General features: G+C 39.8%; 12 protein-coding genes and 1 pseudogene. 10 read left to right on the forward strand and 3 right to left on the reverse strand.

Annotation, left to right across the window (positions count from 1 at the left end; genetic code table 11):
* The 7 genes and pseudogenes from V7K76_RS21170 to V7K76_RS21200 form a co-directional block, all read left to right on the forward strand.
* A pseudogene (locus V7K76_RS21170) lies at window positions 1-131 on the forward strand (gas vesicle synthesis protein GvpA); the annotation flags it as partial.
* 330 nt (window positions 132-461) lie between these two features.
* Window positions 462-1031 (forward strand): gas vesicle protein GvpC, encoded by a 570-nt coding sequence (gene gvpC, locus V7K76_RS21175; RefSeq protein WP_334779865.1) that lies wholly within the window; start codon window positions 462-464, stop codon window positions 1029-1031.
* A 524-nt stretch (window positions 1032-1555) separates the two neighbouring features.
* Window positions 1556-2824, forward strand: a complete 1269-nt coding sequence (gvpN, locus tag V7K76_RS21180; RefSeq protein WP_334951907.1) for a gas vesicle protein GvpN — start codon at window positions 1556-1558, stop codon at window positions 2822-2824.
* Window positions 2825-2826: 2 nt separating this feature from the next.
* Entirely contained in the window at window positions 2827-3276 is a 450-nt protein-coding gene (locus V7K76_RS21185) for a gas vesicle protein (RefSeq protein WP_334951905.1), read from the forward strand.
* Window positions 3277-3371: 95 nt separating this feature from the next.
* A complete protein-coding gene (locus tag V7K76_RS21190; protein ID WP_334779969.1) occupies window positions 3372-3839 on the forward strand; it encodes a gas vesicle protein K in 468 nt (155 codons plus the stop codon).
* A gap of 415 nt (window positions 3840-4254) precedes the next feature.
* Entirely contained in the window at window positions 4255-4992 is a 738-nt protein-coding gene (locus tag V7K76_RS21195) for a GvpL/GvpF family gas vesicle protein (RefSeq protein ID WP_334779862.1), read from the forward strand.
* Between the two features lie 11 nt (window positions 4993-5003).
* Complete coding sequence (locus V7K76_RS21200) at window positions 5004-5399, forward strand: gas vesicle protein GvpG (RefSeq protein WP_334951902.1); 396 nt, start codon at window positions 5004-5006, stop codon at window positions 5397-5399.
* A gap of 214 nt (window positions 5400-5613) precedes the next feature.
* Here V7K76_RS21200 and V7K76_RS21205 read toward each other — a convergent pair whose 3' ends face one another.
* Complete coding sequence (locus V7K76_RS21205; RefSeq protein WP_335029999.1) at window positions 5614-5928, reverse strand: gas vesicle protein; 315 nt, start codon at window positions 5926-5928, stop codon at window positions 5614-5616.
* A 149-nt stretch (window positions 5929-6077) separates the two neighbouring features.
* Between V7K76_RS21205 and V7K76_RS21210 the strand changes: the two genes are divergently transcribed.
* The 3 genes from V7K76_RS21210 to V7K76_RS21220 all read left to right on the forward strand — a co-directional run bounded on the left by V7K76_RS21210 (window position 6078) and on the right by V7K76_RS21220 (window position 10617).
* Window positions 6078-6761, forward strand: coding sequence for a GvpL/GvpF family gas vesicle protein (locus V7K76_RS21210; RefSeq protein ID WP_334951900.1), 684 nt, complete (start codon window positions 6078-6080; stop codon window positions 6759-6761).
* A gap of 28 nt (window positions 6762-6789) precedes the next feature.
* Window positions 6790-8694, forward strand: coding sequence for an ArsA family ATPase (locus V7K76_RS21215; protein WP_334779857.1), 1905 nt, complete (start codon window positions 6790-6792; stop codon window positions 8692-8694).
* 81 nt (window positions 8695-8775) lie between these two features.
* Window positions 8776-10617: an AAA family ATPase gene (locus V7K76_RS21220; protein WP_334779856.1), complete on the forward strand. Its 1842-nt coding sequence runs from the start codon at window positions 8776-8778 to the stop codon at window positions 10615-10617.
* A 292-nt stretch (window positions 10618-10909) separates the two neighbouring features.
* Here V7K76_RS21220 and V7K76_RS21225 read toward each other — a convergent pair whose 3' ends face one another.
* Window positions 10910-11611 (reverse strand): Uma2 family endonuclease, encoded by a 702-nt coding sequence (locus V7K76_RS21225; RefSeq protein ID WP_334951897.1) that lies wholly within the window; start codon window positions 11609-11611, stop codon window positions 10910-10912.
* Window positions 11612-11925: 314 nt separating this feature from the next.
* Entirely contained in the window at window positions 11926-16167 is a 4242-nt protein-coding gene (locus tag V7K76_RS21230) for a PAS domain-containing protein (protein ID WP_334779854.1), read from the reverse strand.
* Between the last annotated feature and the right edge of the window lie 568 nt (window positions 16168-16735).

Below are 16735 nucleotides of genomic sequence, written 5' to 3' on the forward strand. Positions count from 1 at the left end.
GGGTACGTGTTTCTCTAGTTGGTATTGAATTACTTGCAATCGAAGCTCGGATCGTTATTGCTTCTGTTGAAACCTACTTGAAATATGCAGAAGCTATAGGCTTAACACAGTCAGCTGCTGTACCTGCTTAATTATTAAGTAGATACAATCAAATTAGAATTGCTCAAACCATTTCTTTGTGAAGTCAGCTGTGGCAGATTTCCTGGATAACTCATCTCCTTGTGTTTTTCTCTTTGCAGTTCGTTTTCATTGATTGCACATCAGCCTATCTTCATAGAGACTTGGTAGAAGTGATTCTGATTGGTCTTCCGTCTTTCGTCGATTATCTTGATACTTCTCAATCAAGATTTATCAAAGGATAAAATGCCAAGAGCAGATATTGTTTGAGCTACATTATCTGGATATTAATTGTCCAGTTAATGTAGTTTATTCACGATTTTAATAATATTGCGGAGAATCTCATGACGGCTTTAATGGAAAAAATCCGGCAAGAGCATAAGTCGATAGCTGAGGAAGTATCTCAACTATTTAAAGAGACTCATGAATTCTTGTCCACTACAACAGCAAATAGAGAAGAGCAAGCCAAAAAGCAAGCTCAATATCTTCATCAGTTCCACCAAGAACTTAAGCAAACAACCCACGAGTTTCTCACAGAAACTACTAAAGAAAGGCTTGCTCAAGCTCAAGCTCTTCACCAAGAACTTGAGCAAGCAAACCGCGAGTTTCTCACAGAAACTACTAAAGAAAGGTTTGCTCAAGCTCAAGCTCAAGCAAAGTTTTTGCAGGAGTTCTACCAAGAACTTGAGCAAACAACCCACGAGTTTCTCACAGAAACTACTAAAGAAAGGTTTGCTCAAGCTCAAGCTCAAGCAAAGTCTTTGCAGGAGTTCTACCAAGAACTTGAGCAAACAACCCACGAATTTCTAGCAGAAACAGCAAAGAACAGAACTGAGCAAGCCAAAGCACAAAAGCAATATCTGCATCAATTTCGTCAGGATTTGTTTGTGAGCATTTTTGGCACGCACATTTAGTCGTTAGTCAACACTCTGACCAAGGGAGTTAATACCCGTTCTCTAAATTACAGTTCATCCCCCTTTGCTCCTTGCTGTACATCCATAGATTTATTTAGAGAATTGGTAATCTGTTGGCAATACGGTTCAGATAAGCTTTTTTCTCCCCCCCTGCATCCCCTGCATCCCCCTGCTCAAGAACTGCCTGCCTCAACGGATAAATTTCTTAACTGAACCGTATTGAATCTGTTGGCGGACTAGATTAAATAGTAAAACCCCCTAATCTTGCAGTTAAATAACTGGTCAGAAAAGGGGGCAAATTCAACAATGAGTTTTAGTGTAAAAGTTTAGATATTCTATTCTCTCTATTAATTTAGTGTTACTAAGTTATCAAGTCTTAAAGTTTTGCTTGAGCTTGGTTTTTAGAACTAAGAAGCATTAACTTCTGGCTTGGTAATCTGCTTAATTAGAATATCATATCAAGTTACAAGTTGCAACATTCTGAGTTTTTTGTCTCGAAAAGCTATTTTTCATCATCGTAATCTATGACTATCACTGCAAATAACAACAAAAGAGCTGTTCTTCGTGTCCGTCCAGGGCAATTTGTCATCACACCAGCGATTGAGCAGGTAGTAATTCGGGCATTGCGCTATCTCGCATCAGGTTTTGCGATTCACTTGCGTGGCCCAGCAGGTACTGGGAAAACAACCTTAGCCATGCACCTGGCTAACTGTCTAGATAGACCAATCATGTTAATTTTCGGTGATGATGAATTTAAAAGTTCTGATTTGATTGGTAGTGAATCAGGTTACACCCATAAAAAGTTATTGGATAACTACATTCACAGCGTTCTCAAAGTCGAAGACGAATTTAAACAAAATTGGGTTGATTCTAGACTAACTCTAGCTTGTCGAGAAGGCTTAACCTTGGTCTATGACGAATTTAACCGTTCACGACCAGAAGTGAATAACGTCTTGCTCTCTGCTTTAGAAGAAAAAATTCTGACTCTTCCTCCCAGTAGTAATCAGCCAGAATACCTGCACGTTCATCCCCATTTTCGGGCTATTTTCACCTCCAACCCAGAAGAGTACTACGGAGTCCATGCGACTCAGGATGCTTTAATCGATCGGTTGGTCACTATTAATATGCCAGAACCGGATGAGCTAACTCAAACCGAGATATTAGCTAATAAAACAGGCATCAATAGACCAGATGCTCACTTAATTGTGCAGTTGGTTAAAGCATTTCGCTTACGTACAGGTGGCGAGAAGACATCAGGATTGCGGTCTTGTTTGGTGATTGCTAAGGTATGTGCGGAACACAATATTTTGGTATCAGTAGAAAATTCTGATTTTCGGGAAATTTGTGCAGATGTGCTGTTCAACCGCACTAAGTTGTCTGCTAGCGAAGCTACAACGATTTTCCTAGAATTACTGAGCCATATACGCGTACTGGCAGTGGAGAAATCGCAAGATAGTATCACACCAGAGGATACAGATGCGATACCTACGGCGATCGCCTCTGATAGTGAAGAGAGCGAAGCGATCGCTGAAGGCGGATTTCCAACCATCATCGATTCTAATTTTAGCGATCTTCATCCAGAAGACCCAGAACATCCAGCTGTAGATAATTCTGTTCCCTTCGAGAAGGAAATTTATCAGTACCTACAACAGCGCAAAAGTGCAGCATTAGTTGTGATTCAAAAAGAATTCAACCTCAACCGGATCTCAGCAACTAATGCTCTCAATGCTTTAGAGCAAAAAAGATTAGTGAGTAAGAACAACCGTTTATATACAATTGAAGAGCCGAATTAATTGTGACTACTACCCCACTACACCCAACACGTCCTCAAGTTAACTCAAATAGAGTAGTTCCTACATCTACGCAAGGCTCCACCTTAGCAGATATTCTCGAAAGAGTTTTAGATAAAGGAATTGTGATTGCTGGTGACATTTCTATATCTATTGCCTCAACTGAACTGATACATATTCGGATTCGTCTGTTAATTTCTTCAGTTGATAAAGCTCGTGAGATGGGTATAAATTGGTGGGAAAGTGACCCATATCTCAGTACCAAAGCTCAACGTTTAGTTGAAGAAAACCAACAACTTCAACAACGGCTAGAAAGTCTAGAATCACAGCTACGTTTACTCACATCTGCAAATGTGAAAGATGAAGCTACATTCGCAGCGAATAATCAAGACGATCTCCAGCCGATATACGAAGTAAATGGCCAATTGGAAAAGGATTCCCAAGTTGAGGCTTAATCAATTTTTGGAAATGTCAAAGCAATCTATGTCCAATTTATACCAAGATTAAGTCGAATTCAATACTTTTAGAAAAGGTAGATAGCATCATGGCAATGGTTTGTACTCCCTCTGAAAAGTCTCCTGATTTGCTACCTACCACTTCTAAAGCTAACAGCAAAGCGGGTTTAGCTCCTTTACTTTTGACTGTAGTGGAACTAGTACGCCAGCTGATGGAAGCACAAGTAATTCGGCGTATGGAACAAAACTCTCTCAGCGAATCTGATTTAGAACGAGCAGGCGAAAGTTTGCAAAAGCTAGAAGAACAAGTTTTAAACTTGTGTGAGATTTTTGAGATTGAACCAGCAGACTTGAATATACATTTAGGAGAAGTTGGTAGTCTTTTGCCATCACCCGGATCTTATTATCCAGGTGAGATTGGGAATCAGCCTTCTATACTGGAACTACTAGACCGTCTTTTAAATACCGGAATTGTTGTGGACGGTGAAGTAGATTTAGGTATAGCTCAACTCAATCTCATTCATCTTAAGTTGCGGTTAGTTTTAACCTCAAGGCCGTTGTAATTACAAATAAGACTTACACAACCAGCACTCTAGAACAAGAATGAAGCTGGTCAACCAATTTTGGATTTTAGATTTGCGATAGCGTAGCGTTAGCGAGTCCGCGTTCTCGCAGCGTCTCGTAGAGAGCGTCTTTTGGATTGACCCCGACCACTGTCTTCGTAGCGGGACGAAGTACGGGTGCGGGGCTTGGGGATTTTAGATTGACGATTTTAGATTTTTCCACTCCATGTGGGGTGGGGCTTGTACCCCAAAAAATCCAAAATCTAAAATCTAAAATCTAAAATTCGCAGGGTCAATAGTCCACAGTCAAAAATTAAATCAAGTTGGACTATTAACTCTTGATATCCTCATCAATAAATCTCTAATACTTGGGTAAGTTCTGATAATTCCTTTAGTTTGAGTATTCTTTAGCATTATGACATTTGGTCTTTACGTCTACGGGATTTTTCCTGAGCCAATTCCAGAAACAGTTGCTCTTAAAGGATTGGATTCTCAACCTGTCTATAGTCAAGTAATCGATGGATTTACTTTTTTATATTCAGAGGCACAACAGGAAAAATATTTAGCTTCACGACGAAATTTAATCAACCACGAAAAGGTTCTAGAGCAAGCTATGCAAGCTGGATTTAGAACCTTACTGCCTTTACGTTTTGGATTAGTTGTGAAAAATTGGGAAACAGTATCTACACAACTACTTCAACCATATAAAGAGCAGTTACAAGAGCTATTCCAAAAATTAGCTGGGCGCCGAGAGGTCAGTGTTAAGATTTTTTGGGACAGTAAGTATGAATTACAGGCCTTGATGGAGTCTCATAAAGACTTGAAAAACAAGCGAGACCAAATGGAAGGAAAGACATTAAGTATGGAGGAGGTAATTCACATTGGACAATTAATTGAAAATAATTTAGCAATTCGTAAGGAATCAATAATTCAAGTGTTTTTTGATGAGTTAAAACCATTGGCAGATGAGGTGATCGAAAATGCTCCAATGACAGAAGACATGATTTATAATGCTGCGTTTTTGATTCCTTGGGAACAAGAATCTATATTTAGCGAACAAGTCGAAGCGATTGATCAAAAATTTGGTGAACGTTTACGCATTCGTTACAACAACTTTACTGCACCTTATACTTTTGCTCAAATTGTTTCATAGGAGTCAAGATTATGCTAGGGAAAATCTTACTATTACCACTCATGGGCCCAATTAGTGGACTTGTGTGGATTGGAGAACAAATTCAAGAACGGACTAATACTGAGTTTGATGATCAAGAAAATCTCCATAAACAATTATTAAGTCTGCAATTAAAGTTTGACATGGGCGATTTTTCTGAAGAAGAATTTGATGCTCAAGAAGAAGAACTTCTCTTAAAAATTCAAGCTTTGGAATTGGAAGAAGAGTCTCGCCTGGCTCTAGAAGCTGAAAATGAAAATGATGAATATGAAGATTATTCAGTGCAATCTGAGTTTATAGATGTATCTGAAGAGAATGAAGTTTACCAGCAGCAAGACGTATTTATAAAAGAATATGAAGATAATAAAAATCTAGTCTTATCACCATAATAACTAGTCATTATAACGGATGAAAAAGCTAGATACTAAAGGTGAGAAATTAATTTTTTGTTCAGCACTGGATACTAAGCTTCTGACTACAAAAGTTAATTTATTTACCTCTAGCTAGTTAATCTAGAAAATTAAACAATTAATAACCCGCTTTTGCGGGTTAGTTGTTTACTTTTTGTTCTTAATTGCAACTAATTTGGTAAGGACTGAGAGCTTAGTATTCAATGTCAAAAGCCTTGTAGTTATTAGTTTCAAAGAAGATTTTTGGACGCGCTGCTGGAAGAACTCTTGACTCAGAATTACGGAAATGCTTAATATTATCGTCTGTCGTATCTATCTGGGTTTGGAGTATAGACAAACGTTTTGTAAGTAGCCCTTTTCGCTGCTCGATAAAAGCTAACTCTTGCTTAATTCTTTGTTTTTCTGTGATTAGCTTATAAAGTTCTAATTGGTTAGATGCCTCAGATTGATTACGAGGCATAGTGCTAATTTTAGGTCTAATTATTCCTTGGTTACGTATTTTTCTCATGGTATTTATCTGTAGATTTGATAGTATTATAACTAAGATTTAAAGAATGTAAATAGTTTAATAAAATTCAGCAGTTTTTTTATTTTTATGCCAAGATGATTGTTTTAGTTACTATGGTTTATTGTTAAGTTTTTTATCTGGTTAAAATTATGCGATCGCAGAATTTCTACACTTACGCATTTTTCAATACTCCTGATTTGCCTGTGAATTTGCCATCTGGTAATCTTGGTGAATTACTTCTGATTAATGGCAAGAACATCTCAGCTGTTGTAGAACCTGGAATATCTTTAGAATTAAGCCAAAATAACGATGAGCAAGTCATCAAAATGGTTTTAGCTCATGACCGCGTTATCTGTGAACTATCTCGTCAGATAACAGTTTTACCTTTGCGCTTTGGCACTTATTTTATTTCTGAAGATACATTGCTAAATCATATAGAATCCCATGCTCAGGAATATCAAGATAAGCTAAATAACATTCAGGGAAAAAACGAATATACTTTAAAGGTCATTCCCCAGAAAGTTGAAGAACTTGCCAAGCCATCTGGGGCAAATGGCAGAGATTATTTTTTAGCTAAGAAACAATATTATGAGGAGCAAAAAAGCTTTTTTGCTGCCCAAAATGAAGAAAAATCTCATCTAATTAATGTAATTACAGAAACTTATCAATCATCTGCGATCGTTCAAGATCATGCAGAAGAAGTACGGCTGCATCTTTTAGTCGATCGCCATGATAAAGCTTTACTTTTAGAACAAGTATTAACTTTGCAAAAAAAATGTCCTCATTGGAATTTAATCTTGGGAGAACCTCTTCCTCCTTATCACTTTATTTAATTACAAGTTTTGCAAGGACTTTTTAATTATGAACTACTATGATTCATTACATCTAGTTATGTTTAGCGGCAAAGGTGGGGTTGGTAAAACTACCATTTCTTGCAGTTTTGCCCGTTATTGGGCACGAAAGTTTCCTCAAGAAAAAATTCTGTTAATTTCTACAGATCCGGCACATTCTTTAGGTGATGTATTGCAATCAGAAGTTAAAGATATTGCTTTACCATTAACAGATTTACCTAACTTGAGCGTTCAAGCGCTGGATGCTGAAAAACTATTATTGGCATTTAAAGCCAAATATAGCTATTTTTTGGAAATACTGGTAGAACGTGGCAGTTTAGCCGATGGAGGCGATTTAGCGCCGGTATGGGATTTAAACTGGCCTGGCTTAAATGAATTAATGGGATTGCTAGAAATTGAACGTTTACTGTCTGAAAAAAAGGTAGATCGTGTAGTTGTAGACATGGCTCCTTCTGGACATACCTTAAATTTATTAGGCTTAAAAGATTTTTTAGATGTTATTTTAAATTCCTTAGAATTGTTTCAAGAAAAACATCGGGTTATCACCAAAACTTTTTCAGGTAGTTATACGCCTGATGAAGTTGATAACTTTTTAGTAGACATGAAAACCGAATTAGCAGAAGGCAGACGCTTACTGCAAGATGAAAAATTTACAGGTTGTTTGGTGGTGGGTATTTCTGAACCCATGTGTTTTTTAGAAACTGAGCGGTTTTTAAATAGTTTAGAAACTTTAGAAGTTCCTTATGCCGGATTATTCATCAATCGAATTTTGCTAAATTCGGAGCTAGAACCAGATCGTTATGCTGAACAGCAAAATCTCCTGAAAAAATACTTAGAACTTAGCCCTAATCACCCTGTTTTTATCTTACCGGAGCAGAGGGTAGAACCTTTGGGCGACGTGGCTTTAGATTCTCTAGCATTTCAGATTAAACAAATTGAAAGTGTTGAACTTGCTCCACCACCATTTATTCAATGGCCTGCTAAAGTTTTACCTAGCTTCCCTGATTTTCTCAATGAAGGATGCAAATTAATTATTGTTGGTGGTAAAGGAGGTGTAGGTAAAACGACAGTAGCAGCCGCTATCGCTTGGGCTTCTTCCCAACAGCATCCAGATAAAAACATTCGGGTCATTTCTATAGACCCAGCGCATTCTTTAGGAGATGCTTTTGGGACAAAATTAGGACATGAGCCTATATCTTTAGCATCTAATTTGACTGCCCAAGAAATTGATGCTCATCGAGTTTTAGAAAAGTTCCGCGTAGATTATCTTTGGGAATTAGCGGATATGATTAGTGGTGAAGGTTCGCAAACAGATACAACATATAATGTTGCTTATGTTCCAGAGGCATGGCGGCAGATTATGTCTCAGGCTTTACCAGGTATTGATGAGATGCTAGCCCTGATTACTGTGATGGATTTATTGGAGAGTAAGCAGCAAGATTTAGTTATTTTAGATACAGCACCAACTGGTCATCTTCTCCAATTTTTAGAAATGCCATCGGCTTTAGGTGATTGGTTATCTTGGATATTTAAATTGTGGATAAAATATCAAGATGTTTTGGGAAGAGTTGATTTTATTGGACGCTTACGACATTTACGCCAACAAGTTGTGCAAGCGCAAAAGAATTTAAAAAATCCTCAACATACTCAATTTATTGGTGTAATTCAGTCGGAAGTTGCAATCATCTCTGAACACATTCGTTTAACAGAATCTCTCAAAAATATGGGTGTTAATCAGCGTTATGTGGTTCAGAATCGTTACAGTCGAGAGGTAGAAATTGATGGCAGTCTATTTCCAGAGCAAACTATGATTCGCCTAGCTAGTTTACCCCGTTCTGTGGAGCCGATAGCCCGGATTCAAGGAGCGGCAAATCTTTTATTTGAAGTTGAGGAATTAACTAAAAATAAAAGATGAAAAACTCCACGCCACTTACGGGATGGAGTTTTTGGGCATGGGAAATCGGGCAAAAGTAAAGTAGATTTTTGGAGTTATTGTATGAGTGATTTATTCAAGGGATTTGAACAGTTAATTGAATTAGTTAAGACTTTAGAAGAAAAAGTAGAAAAGGGAGAAATTAAGACGGATTTCCAGATTAACTCCCGTTCTATGAGCAATATTCCTCGGTCTGGGAATATGCCGCGTCCTAATAATATGGCTAACGATGTTGGCACAAGCCGTATCCGCACCCAACCCTCTCCTAATTCTGATGCAGGGAATGGAGCTGCACCTGACATTGTTCCACCACCTGATTCTCCTTCTGGTAATGCTTTGAAAGATATCGGGGGACTTAATGAGATTCTCAGAGAACTCAAAGAACTCATTGCTATTCCCTTAAAACGCCCCGATCTGCTAGCTAAACTGGGGCTAGAACCAACCAGGGGAGTACTTTTAGTTGGCCCTCCTGGTACTGGTAAAACCCTGACTGCGCGTGCTTTAGCTGAAGAACTCGGCGTTAATTACATTGCTATTGTGGGGCCGGAAATCATCGGTAAATACTACGGTGAAGCCGAGCAAAGACTGCGCGGCATCTTTGAGAAAGCTGCTAAGAATGCTCCCTGTATTATCTTCATTGATGAAATCGATAGCCTAGCTCCAGACCGCAATTCTGTAGAAGGTGAGGTGGAAAAACGCGTTGTGGCTCAACTATTGGGTCTGATGGATGGTTTTTCTCACAGTCCAGGTGTGATTGTTCTGGCTGCGACAAACCGCCCCGACCATCTTGACCCAGCTTTGCGTCGTCCTGGACGATTTGACCGTGAAGTGCAGTTTCGGATTCCAGATGCTAAAGGACGCAGAGATATTCTGGAAATTCTCACCCGTGCGATGCCTTTGGATGAGACGGTTAACCTAGATGTCATCGCTGAAGGGGCTGTAGGATTTGTGGGAGCAGACTTGAAAGCTGTTTGTCAAAAAGCTGCTTACATAGCCTTGCGTCGGCAAATTCCTTCGATTGAGGGACAAATCCCTGAAAACATGACGGTTAACCAAACCGACTTTTTGCAAGGACTCAAAGAAATTAAACCGGCTGTGTTGCGGAGTGTGGAAGTGGAAGTTCCCCATATCGCCTGGGAAGATATTGGCGGTTTGGATAAGATTAAGGAAACTCTACGGGAATCAGTAGAAGGGGCGCTACTGTATCCAGAACTTTATCTGCAAACGAAAGCACTAGCGCCCAAGGGAATCTTATTATGGGGGCCACCAGGAACGGGTAAAACTTTATTGGCTAAAGCTGTCGCTTCCCAAGCCAAAGCTAATTTTATTAGTGTCAACGGCCCAGAATTACTCACCCGTTGGGTAGGTGCGAGTGAACAGGCTGTGCGGGAATTATTTGCTAAGGCGCGTCAGGCGGAGCCTTGTGTAGTATTTATTGATGAAATTGATACTTTAGCCCCGGCACGCGGCAGTTACAATGGTGATTCGGGAGTGAGCGATCGCGTAGTCGGTCAATTACTGACTGAGTTGGATGGTATAGAAGTGGGAAGCACTATCTTGGTGATTGGGGCGACAAATCGACCTGATGCCCTTGACCCAGCTTTGTTACGAGCTGGACGCTTGGATTTACAAATGAAGGTAGATTTGCCAGATTTAGCTAGTCGCTTGGCAATTCTGGAAGTCCATAGTCAAGGACGACCCCTAGAAGATGTAGATTTAAACTATTGGGCAGAGATGACCAAAGACTGGAATGGTGCAGATTTAACTTTACTGTGCAATCAAGCGGCAGTAGAAGCAATTCGGCGTTTCCGCTCCCAAGGGTTGACAGAGCCAACTGAAATCAGGATTACTACTGATGATTTCAATTATGCTTATCAGGTTCTAACTCAACAGCGCCCAGATTAGCTTTTTCCGAGATCAAAACATAGGTTTTTAGCGATTTATTAACGTAGGGGCAATTCATGAACTGCTCCTACGTTAATACTCAGTTTATCGTAAATTAAAGGGTTTAAGAACCTGCAATCTACATGTAGCACCCATTTCAGTCGGGGTTTGTCTTGAAAAATCGCTCCACTTGGGATGCATCCCAAGACCGCGTTTCTTGCTAAATCCCCGTCTGAAATTTCTTTAATTTTGAATTTTGAATTTTGAATTTTGAATTTTGAATTTTGAATTTTGAATTTTGAATTGTTAAGTCTTATACTTCTGGTTCAATGCCTAAAGTACGCAATTGGGCTGTTAGGCGATCGGCTCTTTCATCACTACTCAATAACAAATTACCTGACAAATCCCACCAGCGTAGCCAAGGTAATTCTACATTTTGATATTCTCCTTGCCATAAGCCTAACTCAATGCCCAAAGGAGTAATTGGATAATGTCCCCGTTCATTTGCTGGTAATAACTGATATTGTCCACCAATTAATTCATAAACTTCCACACTGGCTTTATTCACTTCATAAATGCCGTAAAACGGAGTGCGAATCACCTGCTCATAAATCCAAAATTTACCCTTCCAAGGGGTTTGATCTCGCTCCTCACTTCCATTGCCAGAGACAAATTCCAATACAATCAATGGGGCGATATACTCTTGCCACATTACATAAGAGCGTCGCGTTAGTCCATTTAACAAAAGTGGTACATTTGGTACATAGAACCAGTCAGGAGCCTCTGCACCTCGTTCTGGCGGATCAGTAATACGCCAGTAGATGCCTAAGTCCTGACCAATACAATATTGATTATCAGGATTTAATTGCTTGAGGACAGGTGTAATCGAGTCAGTCAATAAAATACTTTGGGGATGTTCTTGCCAGTTTTTCACAAAAGTTCCATCAGACTCTGGAAGTTGAGTATGGTCTGGGAGGGTAGTTTCAGAGGTGGGTGGGTTGATTGCAGAGGTCACGTTGCTTCGCTCCGAATTAAAAATTAAAAATTAAAAATTAAAAACTAACAATCCCCATAAATAATATTGGTTCTATCATGAGTCTTTTTCGGTCATAAGGCTGCCTTTGTAAGAGTAAGGGTTGTTTTTAGTTTAGCAAAGGTAGACTTGACTACTCTCTCGACTTAAGAGAAAAGTTTTGGGCGAATATAATTCGCTACTACACAATGGCAATCTTGTGACTATTAGACCTCTCCGAAAATGAATGTAGAGACGTAGCAGTGCTACGTCTCTACAAGGGTTTTGGATAACGCATATTTAATTTCTGGAGATGTCTATTGGGGGAAGTGAATGTAGAAGGTAGTACCGCGATGTCTGTGAGAGTTTACACCTTCACGCTCTAAAATAATATTGCCTTTTAGCTGTCTAACTAGATTTTTCACAATTCTTAAGCCTAAAGAGTTGCTATTTTCCCAATCTAATGTTTCGGAAATGCCAATACCATTATCTTTAACTACTAGAGCTAATTGATTTTCTGGGGATTGTTCGAGACAAATTGTAATATTTCCTTTCTCTTGTTCGGAAAATGCGTATTTTAGACAATTAGAAACCAATTCGTTAATTATCAATCCGCAGGGAATAGCTGTATCAAGGGGTAATTTGATGCCATTGGTTTCTATATTGAGAACAATATTTTTTTGACTGACTCCATAGGAACGAAATAAGCTATCTATCAGACTTTTGATGTAGTTATCAAAGTTGATTTCATAAACATCTGCTGACTGATACAGTTGCTCGTGAATCAAAGCCATTGATTGTACACGATCTTGAGATTCTTTAAACAGCAACAAAGTTGTTTCATCACCAGAGCGTCTAGATTGCATCCTGAGCAAACTGGAGATAATTTGCAGGTTGTTTTTGACTCGATGGTGAATTTCTTTAAGTAATGTTTCTTTTTCTTCTAGCGATCGCTGAATTTGTTCTACTGCTTTTTTGCGCTCGCTAATATCAGACAATCGCACCAAATTAATCATCTTCCCGGCGACAGTAATTTGTTTAGTTGCTAAATTCCCCCAAAATAAATTCCCTTTGCGGGTGACATATTCAATTTCCCGACTCCAAGAAGATTTTTGATTCACTTCCTGGATAATTTCATCTAATTCTTGGGGAGTAAATTGGTAACGTTGCAGTGTATTCCCCTTAATATTAATTAATTCTTCCTTTTTTGAAACCTCAAATAACTCAACTGCACGGCGATTGCAATCAAAAATCAAATAGGTTTCGCTGTCTACTAAAAAAAGAGCATCGGTTGATTCATTAAAGATTGCTTCTCGCAAATCACGGTGGTGATTAACTTCTGATTCAATTTCTTTGCGAATGGTGATATCTGTCAGGGTTCCTATATAGCCGACAAGCGTGCCACTGGGGTTGTTTTCGGGTACTATCTGCATATAGAACCAGGAGATGCAACCATCTGGACGCAAATATCTGACCTCTTGCCGATAGGTTTCATGTAGCCCACATCTTTGTTCACAGGGGTCAGACCAGTCTATCAGCAGGCGATCGCACTCTTCTAAATGTATATTTTCTAACCACCCTTTTCCCAATGCTGCTGCTGTTGGTTTACCCATCATCAGACCCCAGCGCTCGTTGACGTAGATACAATTACTAGCAGCATCAAGGCGGAAAATAGCAACTGGGGCTGCTTCTGTCAAGGTAGCATAAAGGTGTTCACTCTCCCGCAGAGCTAACTCTACTTGTTTGCGATCGGTAATATCATAGTTAATACCAACCATGCGCTGTGGTTCACCCCGCTCATTGTGTTGAATTAGAGCAGAGGCTTTGATAAAGCGGATACTGCCATCGGCAAGAATAATCCGAAACTCCGTATCAAGTTCTTTTACCCGTTCTACAGCATTTTGAAAAGTAGTTTCTGCTACAGTTCGATCATCTGGATGGAGCCTATTTGCCCACTCTTGATACGCTAAAATCACGTCAGACCGTTGTAAATCATACAGTTCATACATTCGATCATCCCAGTCGAGATCGTGGAGCATATTCCAGTCCCAAATACCAATATTGGCTGACTTGAGCGCCAAGCCCAATCGATCTGAAAGGTTGCGTAGTTGTTCTTCAGTTTGCTTACGTTTGGTGATATCCAGGATAGTGCTAATTAATTGACATGGTTGATCGTTAATATCTAAGATGAATTCGCCACGTGATAGTAAATAACCCAAACTTCCATCTGCACGATAAAAACGATACTCTATTTCATAAGGCTGTCTCTGTTCAATCGCTTGTAGCAAAACCAAATCACAGCGATCGCGATCGTCTGGATAAATCCAATTGAGCATTTGGTTGTAGCTTGGTGTACCAGACTCAGGATTACGGCCAAATATGCGAAATACCTCTTCTGACCAGATTAATTGTTGCGTTTGTAAGTCCATTTCCCAACGACCCAGATTCGCAATCCGTTGTGCAGATTCGAGGTTAGCCGCATTTTTCCAAAGTTGAGCTTCAATTTGTTTTTGCTGAGTGATATCTTTGGCAATCGCGACACGGCCGATAATTTGTCCTTCTAGATTACACAGGGGTTTAACCGATAGAGCAACAGGAAAGCGCGAACCGTCTTTACGAATGAAAGTCCATTCTACCTCGCAATTATCTTGCTGGGTTTTCAGCATAGATAAATCTCCAAAGGGAATTTCCCTGCCCATCTCCCGCGAGAGTGCATCTGGATCGTGAAACCTGTTTAGTGTTAACTGACCAATAACCTCATTGGCTGTATAACCCAACATTTTCTGAGCAGCCAGGTTAAAAGTTTGAATTATTCCCTCGGAATTGGTAGAAATAATCGCATAATCAATGCTAGCGAGAATAGCCTGTTTCAATCTGGTAACGGCTAATAATGCTGCTTCCGTCTGCTTCCGTTTGCTAATATCCGTTGCCGAGCCACTCATGCGAATGGCATTGCCGAATTCATCCCACAATGCCTGACCCCGGTCTAATATCCATATATAAGAGCTATCTTTGCATTTTATCTGGTATTCTTCTTGGAAAAAGGGTGTTTTATGGGCTAAATGGTCAGCGATCGCCTTCATGATGCGATCGCGATCGTCGAGATGAATTCGGTTTGACCATGCTTCAAAATTGTGGATAAGTTCATTCTCAGCAAAGCCCAGCATTTCTGACCAACGAGCCGAAAAGAAAACTTCACTAGTTTTGATGTTCCAGTCCCAGATACCATCATTGCTGCCTCGTAGTGCCAAGTGCCAACGTTCTTCACTTTCGCGTAAAGCCGCCGTGCGTTCTTCAACTCTGGCTTCGAGTTCTAGATTGAGTTGTTGCAATGCCCGCTCTGCACGAATTTTATCGACTTCTGCATGTTTGCGTTCCGTGATGTCCTGATCTACACCACTCATCCGCACAGGATTACCCTTTTGGTCATAAAAGACACGACCTCTACCTAGCGCCCAATGTAGAGTGCCATCTAATTTGATAAATCGAAATTCGATGTTGTAATCTTCTCGCTCATACACAGCACGATTAATTGCTAGTACAACTGACTCGCGATCGTCCGGGTGGATCATCGTCATAACTGTTTCATACTGACCATCGAAGGTTCCGGGAACCATACCAAAAAGTTTTTCCAAGTTCGCCGACCAGTGAACTTCTCCTGTGGTAATGTTCCAGTCCCAGTTACCCATACGCGCAGCTTCTAGAGCCAGACTCAACCGCTCCTCGTTTTGCCGCAGGGCTTGCTCTACTTGCTTACGTAAGTGAAACTCGTCGTAGACATCGCTAATATCTACACACCAGCCAATATAGCCAAGAAACTCTCCTTCACTGGTGAAACGAGGAGTGCTAGTATCCAAAATCCAACGATATTTTCCATCAAAGCGTTCGAGGCGATATTCCATTTGAAAATGTTGGCGCGCATCAAAGGCATTGATATAGGTATCTAAACAATCTTGTAAGTCATCGGGATGTACTCTTTGCGCCCAGCCATCGCCTACCTCTTCTTCTAAGGTTTTACCAGTAAATTCTAGCCAGGTTTTATTGAAGTATTGACAAGCTTTATCCAATCCAGCCATCCAAATCAGCACCGGAGCAGTATCAGCCATCTGCCGAAAGCGTTGTTCGCTCTCTTGTTGCCGACTTTGTTCTAACTGCTGGGTCAGCAACTTCAGTTCCACGGCATGATGAATGGCACTTTGCAAGATTTCCGGTGTGAGATGGTTTTTCAGCAAATAATCCTGAGCGCCTTTTTTCATGGCACGGACAGCGATCGTCTCGTCTCCTTGTCCTGTGAGCATAATGACGGCAGATTGGCTATTATTCAGGTTTTCTCTCAGGTTTTGCAGAAATCCTAATCCATCGTCATCGGGCAATAGATAATCCAGCAAAATCACATCTGGTATCTGTTGCTGACACCATGTCATCGCCTGTTTTGCTGTCTGAAACTCTAAAATATTATATTTATACAATGTATCTTGTTGCAAATACTGATGATATATCTCCCGATCTTCAGCGCAATCATCAATCAATAGGATGGTTAGGTGGGAACGATGACTCATAAATCACACATATAAACGCGATCGCATTTCATCAAAAAATTGAAATTCTCTATTTGCCAGATTCAAAAGTTTTCTGATATCGAGTCAACCCTGAATAGGGTATTAAAAACAGAATAAATAAAATTCCTGAAGTATTAATACTGATACAAGTCTCTATAAAAAAGTTGTATATCGAGTTTTCAGTATAGTTGAAAATATGTACGTTTTTTTTACAAAGCCTCAGAATGATTAGACATCTCCGAAAATGAATGTAGAGACGTAGCAGTGCTACGTCTCTACAAGGATTCTGGATAACGCATATTTAATTTCTGGAGATGTCTATTGGAAACAAAAATTAAAGTTATTCAAGTAAATCAGTTGCTTACTCCACCTACTTTTTGGATAGCGCACTATTTAGCTAAAAAAAATACTTAACTAGGTAGGCGAGAAAATTTATAACTATATAACTACGAACTGAGTGAAGCGAAGTCTTCGCGTAGCGTCTCTAAGAGTTGCGATCGCAAGGGTTTCAAGCATTTTGTATTTCGTTACATAGTTGGGTTGATTTATGCCTTATTTACTTACTAAT

The organism is Nostoc sp. (genome assembly GCF_036917975.1).
Classification (GTDB): domain Bacteria; phylum Cyanobacteriota; class Cyanobacteriia; order Cyanobacteriales; family Nostocaceae; genus Nostoc.

What these genes read in the sequence shown, in the direction of transcription:
- V7K76_RS21230 (WP_334779854.1), bottom strand. Translation starts at nt 16,167, where the DNA reads ATGAGTCATCGTTCCCACCTAACCATCCTATTGATTGATGATTGCGCT.
- V7K76_RS21220 (WP_334779856.1), top strand. Translation starts at nt 8,776, where the DNA reads ATGAGTGATTTATTCAAGGGATTTGAACAGTTAATTGAATTAGTTAAG.
- V7K76_RS21210 (WP_334951900.1), top strand. Translation starts at nt 6,078, where the DNA reads ATGCGATCGCAGAATTTCTACACTTACGCATTTTTCAATACTCCTGAT.
- V7K76_RS21195 (WP_334779862.1), top strand. Translation starts at nt 4,255, where the DNA reads ATGACATTTGGTCTTTACGTCTACGGGATTTTTCCTGAGCCAATTCCA.
- V7K76_RS21215 (WP_334779857.1), top strand. Translation starts at nt 6,790, where the DNA reads ATGAACTACTATGATTCATTACATCTAGTTATGTTTAGCGGCAAAGGT.
- V7K76_RS21200 (WP_334951902.1), top strand. Translation starts at nt 5,004, where the DNA reads ATGCTAGGGAAAATCTTACTATTACCACTCATGGGCCCAATTAGTGGA.
- V7K76_RS21190 (WP_334779969.1), top strand. Translation starts at nt 3,372, where the DNA reads ATGGTTTGTACTCCCTCTGAAAAGTCTCCTGATTTGCTACCTACCACT.
- gvpC (WP_334779865.1), top strand. Translation starts at nt 462, where the DNA reads ATGACGGCTTTAATGGAAAAAATCCGGCAAGAGCATAAGTCGATAGCT.
- V7K76_RS21205 (WP_335029999.1), bottom strand. Translation starts at nt 5,928, where the DNA reads ATGAGAAAAATACGTAACCAAGGAATAATTAGACCTAAAATTAGCACT.
- gvpN (WP_334951907.1), top strand. Translation starts at nt 1,556, where the DNA reads ATGACTATCACTGCAAATAACAACAAAAGAGCTGTTCTTCGTGTCCGT.